We start from the raw sequence: 13483 nt of genomic DNA, 5'->3' as shown, positions 1-13483 counted from the left end.
TCCTGCCGAAGTCGCGTCCGGCGGCGTCGCGGGCGGTGTCGCGCAGCAGGGTGCCCTCGTCGAGGGCGCCGCGTCCGGTCTCGATCTGCCGCTCGACGAAGTAGCGGGAGAGGTCGTCGGTGGTCTCCAGGTCGTCCGAGGAGGCGTCGAGCGCCAGGGAACCGAGGAGCCGGTGGTCGGCGGGGCCCGGCCGGGCGTCGCCGGGAAGGTGCAGGACCTGCCGGGCGACCCGGTTCAGGGCGCGGTACAGCGACTGCGGTTCCCGGTCCACTCCGGCTTCGGCCGCGACCAGCTCGTACAGCGCCTCGGAGGTCTCCCTGAGCCGGTCGCCCGGGACGGTGTCCCACCGGGGGCCGAAGACGGTGTTCAGCCACCCGGTGTCGGCCCAGAGCGGCTGCTCGTTCCCGTCGGCGGAGTCGTCGGAGTCGGAGTCGGAGTCGGACGAGGACGCGGCGTCGGAGTACTCGGACTCGTCGGAGGCCTCCTGCACGGTGGTCATCGGACGGCGGCCGGGCAGCGGCGGCGGGACCGCGCCGTCCGGGCCGGTCCGCGGGGTGGGCGCGGGGAGCGACAGCCCGCCCGGGGCCGGCTCACGGAAGGCGCCCTGGAGGCTGCCCGGCGCGTCGAGGCGGCCGGGGCCCGCCGCGCCGGACAGCGTGTCCAGACCGAACGCCTCCTCGGGGTCCGGTCCGCGCTCCCGGCCCGGGCGCAGGGCCGGGGTGCGTTCGATCAGCGGCACGAAGTCGCCGCCGCGGCGGCGCAGCCGCAGGTGCGGGCCGTCGGCGCCGGCGGGGCCGGGGTAGGTGTGGGCGGTGCCGTTCTCCTCGACCAGGGTGACGGTGGCGCCGGTCGCGGCGGCGGCCCAGCGGGTGACCGCCCGGTCGGCCTCGGTGGTGGTCCAGGGGCCCTCGGCGAGGTGGCGGCGCAGGTGGCCCTCCTTCGCCTCCGGGCTCGGCGCGGGGGCGCCGCGGCGCTGTGCCGGGGGCGGCGGCGAGAAGAGCGAGGCCCGCTCGGCCGGGGTGCCCGGCAGGCCGTTCAGCCGCATGAGCCGGGCGGGCGTCGCCGCCGCCCGCGCAAGCAGCCGGCCGGCCTCCCGGCCGTCCAGACCCGGCTGCGCGGCGGCGTGCCGCAGGGCGGTGGAGAGGGCGCCGAAGAAGCCGTTGCCCCGGCCGGTGGGCGTCCCCTGCGTGTAGGTGGCGCCGTCGGGCGCGGTGAGTACGCCGTCGCGGGCGAGGCGGTAGCGCGGCCCGTCGGCGTCGGCGGGCGGGAGCCAGGGCGCGGTGCTGTGACTGCGGTGTACGGGCGGCGCGGACGGTTCCCCGCCCGGGCCCGAGGTGGCACCGGACGGGTTCGGCGCGCCGTTCGCGCCGGATTCCTCGCGGGCCGGCCGCGGCAGCGCGGTGGCGGCCGGGGCCGGGGCGGGGACGGGCAGGGCCGCGTGGAAGTGGCCGTCGGCGGCGAGGAGCACCGGGTCTGCCGCGCGGTCGACGACGGGGACCGAGCCGTCGGGGGCGGTGCCGTCGCCGTACGGCAGGAAGAGCTGTTCGCGGCCCTCGCCGGTCACCACGGTCAGCGAGGTGCCGAGGAGCCGCGCGGCGAGGGCGGGCAGCAGGTCGGCGCCGCCGTGGTCCCCGGCCCGGCGCTCGGGCGGAGCCGGGGCGTCGTCGGGGCGCCCGGCGTCCGCGGGCAGCGGTTCGGCGGCGAAGGGGCGGGCCAGGGCGAGGGAGGCCAGCGCCGCCCGCTGCGCCGGGGTCGGCCAGAACGTCTCCGGGAGCCGGCCGAGGGCGTCGAACTCGGCCTGCTGCTCCCGGGAGAGCGTCACACCCGCGCCGTCCAGCTCCTGCTGCGTGAAGGTGTCGGCGGTGTCCGCCGCGAGGGCGTCGAGCAGGTCCCGGTTGTCCGGCCTGCCCAGTTCCCGGGCGAGCCGGTCGCGGGCGGTGTGGACGGCGTCGGCGGTGACCTCGGGGTCGTCCGGGGCCCCGGCGAACCGGTCGGCGAGGTCGGCGCCGAGCAGCCGCGGCAGCCGGCCGCTCGCGTGGGCGGTGGCGATCAGCGCGTGGAAGAACGACGCACCGTCGTGCGGTACGTCGTGCACCGTCCGCACGACGGTGCCGTCCGGTGAGGTGAGGGTGCGGGGCCCGGTGCCGTCGGCACCGGTGACCGTGTACGGGGCGGGGGCCTCGGAACGCCAGCCGGGCTCGGTGTACTCCTGCGGCACGTCCCGCACCGGCACGGCGGTCGAGCCCTGGTGGTGGGCGGTGAGCCGGGATGCCGCGAGGTGCAGCCGGTGGTGGTCCGCGGCGGCGGCGTCCACCCGGTCCCGCCACAGCCGCACGTCGTCGCGGGCGCCCTGCCAGGCGCGGACGGCCGGGGACTCGGCGAGCTCCCGCGGCAGGACGGTCGCCGACGCGGAGGTCTGGCCGGAGCCGCCGTCGCCGAGGGCGCCGCGCTCCGCGGGAGTGAGGGAGAGCCACGCCTCCCGGGCCCGGGCGCGGGCGTCGTAGTACTCCTTCTCGGCGGCGGCGAGGTCGGCGGCGCCCTTGGCCATGTCGTCCCAGGCGGTGGCGGCCTCCTCGGGGAAGGAGGTGTCGTCCAGCAGGCCGTACTCGCGGGCCTGGCTCTCGCGCAGCCAGACCAGGGCGGTGGTCTCGGCCTCGGCGGCGCGCGGGCCGCGCCGGGCCTTGCCGAGGGCGTGCACGGGACGGCTGTCGGTGAACCGGTGGTCCGCCTCGGAGACCGCCAGCCAGCTCACCGGCAGCGCGAAGAGCATGCTGCGGTCGATGCCGTACTTGACGTGGGTGCCGAGGGTGACGTCCTCGGACTCCTTGGGCGCCGTGCCGTCGTTGGCGCCGCCGACCGGAGCGGTGGCTCCGGGGTTGTTCAGGCCGGCGCCCGTGGTGGAGACCAGCGGCGCGGTGCCGGCCGCGCCCTCGGTGTTGTCGGTGATCCCGGTCTCCTCCGCCTGGGCGGTCTTGCGCCGCTGCATGGACTCCATGCGGGGCGCGCTCTCCACGGCGAGCAGCCGCGCGCCGCGGCGGTGCATCCTGGCGTGCAGACGGGCGCCGACGGTGTGGGCCTGGCCGATCAGGCGTCCGGAGGACTGGGTGGGCAGCACGGAGCCGTCCGCGCCGAGCGCCTCGCGGAACGCGGCGGCGAGTCCGCCCTGGGAGGTGGCCTCCTGCTGGGCCTGCGCGGGCGCCGTGCCGAGGGCGGTGAGCGGGGTGTGGCGGGCCATGCGCACCTGCGCGGCCAGGGCGTCGCCGGTGTGCCGCCCGCCGAGGTCTCCGTCGCCGAGACCGTCGGCGCGGGCGGTGGCGAGGGTGAGCGCGTCCGCCACGTTGGCCGCGCCCCGGAAGTCGACGGCGAGCATGCCGGACCCGGTGCGGTCGTCGAAGGGCAGGATGTCGTCGCCGTCGGTGCGCCAGGCGGCGACGGCCTCCCGGCGTGCCCGGTCGGCCGTCAGCATCCGTACCGCGCGCTCGGGTTCGGCGACGTCCTGCTCGGTGAGCGCGCCGTCGGCGCCGGGACCGGACGGCGTGAGCAGTCCCGCCGAGACGATCTCGTGCAGCGTGCCGACGTGCGCGACGGCGTACGGTGCCAGCCGGTCGCCGGCGGCGTCGGTCATGGTGACGGACAGCGTGTAGCCGGTGACGACCTCCGCGTGCGCCTGTGTGGTGGCCATGTCGGGCATCGCGGTGCTGCCCTCGGTGTCCGTGCGGGTGCCGGCCTGCTGCCCGGTCGCCGTGCCTTGGAGGGAGGGGTTGGCCGCGAGGGCGTCGCTGCCGGGGGTGCGCTGGCCGACGCTCAGGGTGAGGTCGCCGCCGCGGTCCTGCGTGGCGCCGAGCGCCGAGTCGCGGACGAGGGTCCGGTAGTCGTCCACCTCGTAGCCGGTGCGCAGCCGCTCCACGGTGGTGGTGACCGGCGTCAGCCTGAACCGGACCTGTGCGGGGCTGCCGCCGACCGGCAGGTGGTGGGGACTGGACCAGGCGCGGTGGCGGACGGGCAGGGTCATCCCGTCGGTGGTCAGCTCGTGCAGGTGGGCGCGGAGGAAGTCGGGCGAGAGCCGCTGCAGGACCTGCTCGCGGTCGTGCGAGGGCACGCCGATCTTCTCCAGGCGCGGCATGAGCTGCTGCGCCGCCCGGCTCGCGTCGAGCCGGCCCAGGGGGTGGGTCGGGAAGCGCCGGCCGCGCAAGAAGCCCGGCACGCGGTAGCCGCCGCCGAGGTTGCGCGGGGTGCCGGTGCCGAGGCCGTCCGGAGCGAGGCCGGTCTCGATGGCGTCCTGCATCGGCAGGTGGAACATGACCGCGTCGCGGACGCGCTGGAACGCGGCGGCGGCCCCCCGCGGGGACAGGGCCTGCCCGGCACGGTCGGACAGCCGTCCCGCGGCGGCGGCGATCCGCTGCCCGGCCCGGGTGCCGACGGTGCCCATCGCGGCCGTCCAGCGGTCCCGGACGGCGATGGTCTCGGCGGCGTCGGCGACCACCAGGTACATGCGTCCGGCGTAGGTCAGGGTGGTGCTGCGGCCGCGGGTGACGGACTGCGCGAGGGCACGCCCCTTGCCCCAGGCGTACTGGAGCGCGGCGCCGTACGAGCCGGACACCGGCTGTGCGCCCGGTGCCTGCTGCAGCGGTGAGTCGCTGCCCTGGAGCCCGAGCGTGGTGCGCGAGGTGGTGCTCGAACTGCCGGTGCTCTTGTCGTCGCTGGCGAGGGTGTTCTCCAGAGAGGCGGGCTTGGGGTCGCTCATGACCCGTACGTTGTCCAGCTCGCCGCGGACCGCGGCCTTGAGGTAGTGCGTACGGAAGGGTCCGGCGCCGTTGAGGCCGGTGATCCGGGTGCCGAACGGGCCGAGGTACTGGCCGAGTTGCCCGGCCACGCCGAGGTCGGCCACGGCGCGGCGCAGCGCGGTGCGGACCGGCGTGCCGGGGGCTCTGGTGTGCCAGGAGTCGCCGGAGGCGCGGTCGGCGGTCTCCTGCATGAGCTGCCGGCGCCGCGATCCGCCTTCGACGCCGAGCACCACGTGGGGTGCGCTGAGCAGCCGCCCGGCGAGCGACTGACTCGCCGGGGTCGTCCTGGGCAACGGCGGGGTCCCGTCGAGCAGTTGGTCGGCCTCGGCGGCGGAGAGCCGCTGCGGTGCGGGCGCGGCGTCCGTGGACGCCGTGGGGGCGGGCGGGTCCGCGGGGGCGTGGTGTGCGGAGCCGTGCGCGGCGGGTACGGCCAGCTCGACGCGTCCCACGGGCTCGCTGCCGCGGCTGAACAGCGGGCGTTCGGCGACCGTGCTGACGAACACGCCGGTGCCGAGCAGCCCGGCCGACAGCAGGCGGGGCCAGCCGCGTGGACGCCGGTGGCCCTCGAAGTCGGCCATCAGCTCGACGCGGTAGCTGTAGAGGTCGATGCCGCTCTGCGACGTCAGGTGGTCGTGGGTGACGGTGATCGTGTTGCGGGTGGCCTCCTGACGGGTGTGGGCGTAGCGCCCGCCGACCATGAGGTTGCCGATCTGGCGCGGCAGTCCGGTGCTCCCCACCTTGTCGTGGCCGCGCGGCGAGATGCCGGCCTCGACACCGGCGGTGTAGGTGCTGGACTGCTGCTGGCCCTGGCCCGCGACCTCGCTGCCGATCACCGCGTTGCGCAGCGTCCGCTCGTTCAGGGTGGTCTCGAACCGGCGGTCGGTGAGGCGGGCCCGCAGGGTCAGCGTGTGGTGGCCGCGACGGACCTTGCCGTCCTCGACCAGCGTGACCGGAAGGCCGGTGGTGGTCAGGTCGTCCAGCGCCTGTGCGAGGGTGGGCCGGTTCAGCGCCTCGCGCACCTGCCGCTCGTTGAACCACGCCGTCCGCAGCCGCGTGTCGCTGTACCAGAGCCGCGCCAGCCGTGGGTGGTTCCGCATCGCCGGCGGGACGAAGAGCGACGGGTAGGAGGCGTGCAGGGTGTCCAGGACCGTCTCCGCGAACTGCTGCAACGGCTCGCGGGCGGGCTGCGGCGTTGCGTCGGGCTGCGGACCGGACTGCGCTCGTGCCGTCCGAGGGCCGTCCTGCGCCCGGGTCTGCGTCGTCCGCGGGCCCTCGTCCTGCGCGGGTGCCGTCTGCGGGACGGTCGCGGGCGTGGTGTCGGGGCGGAAGCCCTCGGCGCGGACCTGGCCGCCCAGATGGACCGGGTCGTCCTTCTTGAGGTACCACGGCACGGGCGGCTCGGCGTCCGGGTTCGGCCCCGTACGGCCGGGCGTACGGCTGTCCCAGCCGGCCAGTCTGCGGGCGTCCCGCGTGGACATCCAGTCCAGGCTGACCACCCGTACGGGCCGTGCCGCGGACCTGGGTTCGCCGGCGCCCCGGACCATCAGGGTGCGCTCGACCCGGTACAGCGCCATCGGCTGGTTGCGGACCCGGCCGGTGACCTTGCGGGCCGCGTCGGTGCCCAGGTAGTGCCCGCGCCCGGCGGCGAAGTCCGTACGCACCGCCGGACCGCCCTGCACCCGTACGTCGGTGACCGGACCGGCGAACTGGTGGTTCGGACCGGAGGTCACCTGGAGGCCGAACCGGGTCTCCCGGACGTGCCCGCGCTGGTTGGAGTAGGTGGTCTGGGTGAGGTCGCGCACCTCGACCTTGGTCGACTCGGTGACCAGGTCCGCCCGGTGCGGCACCGAGCGCTCCACCACCAGGTGCCCCAGCGGGCGCCGGCCCCGGCCCCGGGTGAGTTCGGGACCGCTGACCGGCCCGGTGAGCCGTCCGAAGATGCCGAGCAGCCGCCCGGGCCGGGTGTACGACACGAGCGTGCGGTGGGCGGAGCTGCCCGGCCGCGCGCCCGCGAGGGCCAGCGCCACGTCCTCCGCCGGGTCCGTCAGGTACAGGCCCGTGGAGTCGAGCAGCCGGGGGTGCTCCCCCTCCGGGAACGTGAGCGTCCCGGGTGCCCGGCGCGGCCCCGCGTAGGGCACGGTCAGGTCGTCCGGCAGCCGCCAGCTCAGCCCGTCCCGCATGCCGAACTCGGCGGTGTGCACCAACTGCCGCGTCCAGCGGGGGGCCGGGCCGGTACCGGTCGTGCCGTCGGTGTCGGCCGCGGTGGCGGCGGAGCGCGGTGCCTCGGTGACGCGGTGGACCCGTACCCGGTAGTGGACGTCGTCCAGGTGCAGGTGGGAGCCCTCGTGGGCGCGGTGCTCGGTCTGCTGGTAGGCCGCGGTGCCCTGGGAGTAGTCGGTGCGGCGGGCCCAGCCCAGCGAGGCGCCGATCTTCAGCAGCCACTCCAGCGGCGGGCCCATGCTGAGCGCACCGGCGATCCGGCGTCCGAAGCCCACGCTGCGCCCGCCGCCCGTGCCGGCCTGCCCGCGCCGCATCGTGTCGGCCTTCACCGTGCCGCCGCCCACGTCGGGCAGGCGCACCCAGCGGTGGTACGGAACGGCCTCCACCGTCATCTCCAGGCCGACGCCGGACTTCTCCCGGCCCACGAGGCGGGCGCCGCGCGGGGCGGTGAACGCCGAGGGCTGGTCGGTCAGCAGCCGCAGCAGTTCCGCCTCGTCGAACCGTGTGCGCAGCCGCTCCGGCAGCCCGTCGAGGATCTGCCGCGCCGCGAGTTCGGGCCCGCGCAGGCTGAGGACGCCGGTCCCGGCGAACAGTCCGGTGGGTTCGACGCCCGGTGTGCCGTCCCCGCCGGTGTCGCGGGGGTCGGCGCCTGGCCTGATCAGGGCGGCGGGCAGCCTGCTGCCGTCCTCGAAGGTGACCGAGCGCGGCGCCGGGCCGGGCGGCCGGACGTCCGTGCCGGTCAGCAGCCGGGCCGGACGGTACCGGTCCAACTGCGTCTCCAGCGGCGCCCGGTCGCCCGGGTCGGCAGGGTCGGCGTCGGGGTCGGTGATCCCGGCCCTCTCGCGCAGCCATTCCCCGTACGGGTCGGAACCCTCCGGAGCGGCGTCCGGGTCCGGAGTCGGGCCGGGGTCCGGGTCAGGCGTGATGCCCGGGTCCGGCGTGAGGCTCGCGTCCGGGTTGGGGGCGGGGTCGGGCGTGGTGCTCGGGCCCGGGGTCCTGCTCGGGTCCGGCGCGGGGCTCCGCACGGGTACGGGGCTCGGGTCCGGCGCGGGTACGGGGCTCGGGTCCGGCGCGGGTACCAGGGCGTCGAAGTGATCGGCGCCGTTGTACGACACGTGCAGGGGGGCGCCCGTGCCGCCCGGGTGCAGCGCGACCGTGATGAGCGCGCCCGGCGTCCGCGTGTCGGGCTGCACGATCCGCAGGTCGAGGTCGAGCGTGTGCGCCAGCGCCTCCGGGATCAGGTCGGCGAACGGGGACGGCCACAGGTCCACGCGTCCGGCGGTGGCCGCGAGCAGCCCGCGCCCGCCGAGCCGCCGCGCCTCGGCGGGGGTGGGCGCCACCTCGGCGAGCCCGGGATAGTCGCTGCCCGCGACGATCTCCCGCCACCTGCCCGCGTCGCCGTCGGTGACGACCTCCCCGGCGATCCGGTCCCACTCCTCGGCGATCCGCCGCTGTGCGCCCGGGTCGGTCTCCCCGGCCAGGGCGCGCAGCCGCAGGTCGTTCACGACGGAGTGGACCGGGTCCGGCACGAGGGCGTCGGCGATGTCGCCCAGTTCGCCGTGGGCGACGCGGTCCCGCACCCGCGCGCGCAGCCCGGCGATGCTCCCCGCGGCCCAGGCGGGCGGAACCGCCACGGCGCGTGCGCTGTCGAGGACCGACCGGAAGAAGCAGTTGCCGTCGGGCCGGGCGTCGACCCGGTGGAAGACGCGCCCGCCCGAACGGACCACGTCCGCCGGGCCGGAGGCGGGGGCGACGGGCACCGGGCCGAACGGCACCAGATCCTCGGCCGGGCTCTCCGGCCGGCTCGGCACGGGGGCCAGGTCGGGCCTGCGGCGCGCGAGTTCGGCGGTGTCCTCGGGGCCGAGACCAAGCTGGGACAGGGGCAGCGGATCGTCCGACAGCCCCCAGGCGACCCGTGCCGACTCGGCGTAGTCCAGGCCGCGCACGTCGTCCTGGGAGACCAGCGCGGTCGGCGGCGGAGAGGGCGGCGGCGGGGGAATCAGGTCGTCGAGTGTGCTGCCGGGGCCCTGGCCGGCCCGCGCGGCCGCCGCCGCCCGCAGGAAGGCGGTGTACTGCTCGGGCGTCGGCCCGGTGACCGGGTCGACGCCGGTACGGCCGTCCCCGCGGTCGCTCGCCGGGCCGCCCCCGGCGGCGTGCCAGTCGGTGGCCATACGGCGGAGCAGGCCGGGGGTCATGCGGCCGTCGCCGTACCGCGCCGCGCCGTCCGCGCCCCGCCAGCGCAGACCGTCCACGTACGCCAGACCGGCGAGGAACTCGCGGCTCTCGGAACGCTGTTCGGCGTCCGGGCCGAGCGCGTCGCGCAACGTGCGGACCTGCTGGAGCGTGCGGACGCGGGCGAACACGTCCGCCGGCCCGGGCCCCGTGTGCAGACCGGCGTCCCGCGCCAGCCGGTCCAGCTCCGCGCCGCCGGGTTCCGGGGTGAACAGCCGCCACCGTCCGGGCCCGTCCTCGTTCTCCACGAGCACCGCGCGGACCTCACCGTCCTTGTCGCGGGCCGTGCCCACCTCACCGGTCGGCGCGTACACGGGACGCCCGGTCCGGTTCGCCACGTGCTGGGCCACCGGCAGACCCGCGATCCGCGGCTGCCGCCCGGTCTCGCAGGAGTACAGCACCAGGGGTCGTTCCGTGTCGCCGTCGGCCGCCCACACTCGGAGCGCCTCACCGAGCTGTACGCCGCTGACCTTCACGGTGGGCCGGGAGGCGTCGTGCGTGCCGAGGGTGACGGCGCGGGGGGTGCCGTGTCCGACGAAGTAGTCGGCACCCTGTTCGGTACCGGCGCCGGGGAGCGGGGCCGGCGGACCGGTGAACACGGCACGCGGGACGGACGGCACGGTGTCCACCGTGCCCGTGCCCGTGCCCACCGTGCCGGTCGGGTTCGGGACGACCGGGCCCGACTCCGTGCGGACGCCTCGGAAACCGTCCTGTCCGAGCAGCGCCCGGCGTCCGGTGTCACGGGCCGTGCCGTCGTCGGACGGGTCCTGGGAGATGGTCAGCGTCCGCACGGCGCGCCCCGGTTCGGGCCGTACCGCCGTGTCCGGCACCAGGCGCCGCACCTGGTCGAGCGGGACGGAACGACCGTCCAGGGTGGTGAGGGCCGGCTCACCGACCGGTCGCGGAACCCCGTCGGCGGGACGTACGACGACCCGGGCGGGCGGTGGCGGGGAGGCGAGGGGCGCGGCGCCGCCTTCGGCGCCCGACTCCACGTGCAGTGCGGTGGCGGGCTCGCTCCACGGCCGCGAGAAGAGGCCGAACTTGTCCGCGGGACCGCCGGTGGTCCGCGTGTCACCGTTCGGTACGGCTCCGTCGCCGTCCAGCGCCAGGGTGTCGGGCTGCGACAGCGGCGCCTTGCGGGACGGGTCCGCCGGGGCGGACGGGGACGGGTCGGCGGACGGGTTCGGGCCAGCGGACGGGTTCGTGTCAGGGGACGGGTTCGGGCCAGCGGACGGGTTCGTGTCAGGGGACGGGTTCGTGTCAGCGGATGGGTCCGTTTCCCCCGACGGACCCGTGTCCGACGGCAGTTCCGTGCCCACCGGCCCGGTGCTCTCGGTCACGACGGGCCGGGCTTCCGGGGCCGGGCCGAGCGCGTCGGCGAGCGGCAGCAGTACGTCCGCGCCGGGGAACCCGGTCTCCGTCGCGGGGGCGTCGGTGGCGGGAGGACCCGCGAGGGGGCGTACCCGGACCGGGGCGTCGGGTGTCTCCCGGGTCAGCTCGGCGGCGGTCCGCACCGGGCGTCCGGTTCCGTCCGACGCCGTCGGCGGACCGAGCACCACGGCGCGGTCGGCGCCCGCCCGGTCGAGGAGCGCGGCAGCCTCGGGCGAAGCCGCCGCCGGCGGCGGCCCGTCGGACACGACGACGGTCAGCGGCGAGGCGTCCCCCGTGGTGTCGACGGAGCCGACCGCCCCGAGCTTCGGCGGCACGGGAGCCGCATCACCGGACAGCGCCTCCTGGCCCCCCGGCACACCGCCCGTCGAAGTCACGATCCCGGAACCGGGCGCGCCCCGGCCCGCCAGCTCGCCAACGGCAGGCGGAGCCTCCCCCGCCGCCGGAGCCGCCCCGTCGGAGTCCACGACACCCCGGTCGCCGCCACCCGCCTCGCCGGCCCGTGTACCGGTGTTCGGGCCGGTGCCGCCACTCGTACCGGGAGCAGTACTCGTACCGCGGCCGGGGCCTGCCCCCGCCGCCGGAGCCGCCCCGTCGGAGTCCACGACACCCCGGTCGCCGCCACCCGCCTCGCCGGCCCGTGTACCGGTGTTCGGGCCGGTGCCGGCACTCGTACCGGGAGCAGTACTCGTACCGCGGCCGGGGCCTGCCCCCGCGCTGCCGCCGGCACCGGTACCTGGCCCGGCGGCCGCACCCGTACCGGTGGCACCCGCGGCGGAGCCCGCACCCGTGGTCGTACCGGCGCCGGCCACCGGCCCCGGACCGGCGCCCGTGCCGCTACCGGTACCGGAGTCGGCACCGACGCCCGCGCCACTGCCGGCCCCCGTGCCCGTACCGACGGCACCGCCGGTCCCCGTGCCCGTACCGACCTCGCTGCCGCCGCCCGCGTCGCTGCCGGTACCGGGGACGCCCCCGGTGTCCGTGGCCGGGCCGGTGACGGAACCCGGAGCCGTTCCCGGACCCGGGCCGCCCGTCTCCCCCACCGGCACCGGGCCCTCGGTGGCGGTGGGCGGCGGGGTCACTGCCACCGGCGTACCGAAGCCCTGCAGCGCACGGCGGACGCCGTCCGTGTCGATTTCGGTGGCGGGGCCGTTCCCCGCGGGGACCACGCGGATCTCCGGGGTGCGCGAGAGGTTTCCGTGCAGGGCGTCGCGGACGCCGATCTCCACGGCGCCGGGAGGCTGCGCGCCCCGCAGGGCGGCGAGGTCGCGGAGGGCCTGCTCACGGAGGTCCGGGGAGCCGTTGTGGACCTGCTGCCACAGGCCGTTCTCCGCGGCCGTCACGGGCAACGGGCCCGGGGAGTACGGCGGCGGGGCCGGGGACGTGTACGGCGGCGGGGCCGGGGACGTGTACGGCGCAGGCTCCTGGGCGGAGTACGGCGGGGGCGCCTCCACGCCACCACCCTGCGGGGACGCGACGGCCGCGCCGGTGCCGCCGCCGGTGCCCGCGGGGGCGGGGTCGTCGGTGCGGTCGGTGCCGCCCCCGGCCGGCGAGGGTCCGTCGGAGTCCCGTGGTCCGGAGGACTCGGAGGAGCCGGCGGGCTCGGTGTCGCCGGCCGAGACGGTGGGCGGCTTGCCCCGGAACCCTTCGAGGATGTTGCGCAGTTCGGCGCTGCCGTTCTTGGCACCGTCGGTGAGCGTCGACTCGACCTGGCTGCTGAGACCGGCGCCGACGAACGTGGACCAGCTCGTGGACCAGTCGCCGTCGAAGGCGCCCTTGATGAGGATCTCGGCGAGCGCCTCGCCGGAGCCGGTGGCGAGGAAGTCGGCCGTGCCCTTGACGCCGTAGTGCCCGGCGAGCGCGCCCGGCCGGTCGGCGTTGTTGCGCAGGAGTTGGTTGTTCCGCCACAGGTCGGGGTTGTTGCGGAAGTTGTTCCGGAAGGAGAACAGGTCCCGGAAGCCGGCCGGCGGGTTGTACCCGGGCCCGGGGCCGCCCGTGACCGGGTCGGGTCGGTCGTGCGGGGTGGTGTCGAACTTGGCGTCGGGGCCCGGCTTGGTGTTCGGCGTGGGGTCGTCGATGTCGAGGTCGGGGTCGTTCTTCACCCTCGGCGGCGGCGCCTTGTAGTCGAGGTCGGTGCCGTTCTTCAGGAAGGTGTCGTCGTAGCCCTTGACGAACTTGCGGGCGAAGTCGGCGAAGATGCTGGTGAGACCGCCGGCCGCGGCACCGAACGCGGCGTCCTTGAGGATCTGGCCCCAGTCGAAGCCGTCGGGACGGCGGCCGTCGGGGGCGAAGTTCATCATCGCCAGCCGGACCGCGAAGGTGGTGAACGCCTCCGAGAACGCCTCGGTCAGCGAGGGCGCGATGTGCAGCCGCTGGAGCAGGTGGCTGAGCGTGGAGAGGATGAAGAACCGGCTGCGCATCTTGGCCAGCATGATCTGGCTGGCCGAGGCACCGCCGGTGAAGAAGGACAGCGCCAGGTAGATGGCGATCTCGATGAGCAGCCGGATGACCTCGGCGATCACCTGCCACTTGGACTCCATGATGTCCATGGAGGTCTTGCGCCGGCCCTCGGCGATCTTGTCGAGCTGCTCGGAGAACTCCCGCAGGTAGTTCCGGCCGCCGTCGTCGGTGAGGGTGCCCATCGCGGCGGCGTACGCCTTCGACAGGTCGTCCGGCATCGCCTGGCCGATGTCGTGCACCGACTTCTGGATCAGCGCGGACATCTGGTCGATCTTGCGGCCCAGCCGGGCGTACGGCCCGCGGCTCTCGTAGGCGAGGTCCTCGTCCGCGTCGATGAGCCGCTCTCCCGTGAGGATGAAGATCATCGCGTTGACCTCGGGCGAGGGCATGATGCTCAT

Annotated in this window: 1 protein-coding gene (only partly in view); it reads right to left on the bottom strand. The window is 76.5% G+C overall.

Translation table 11 applies throughout. The features are described 5' to 3' along the window. Window positions 1-13483, bottom strand: the 5' end (the start) of a protein-coding gene (locus NI25_RS26875) for a lonely Cys domain-containing protein (RefSeq protein WP_061444898.1). Its footprint begins 16139 nt before the window's first position; only the first 13483 of its 29622 coding nucleotides appear in the window; it begins with the start codon at window positions 13481-13483; its stop codon lies off the left edge, out of view.

The organism is Streptomyces sp. CCM_MD2014, from assembly GCF_000772045.1.
Lineage (GTDB): Bacteria > Actinomycetota > Actinomycetes > Streptomycetales > Streptomycetaceae > Streptomyces > Streptomyces salinarius.
This window is presented reverse-complemented; position numbering and strand designations above follow the sequence as displayed.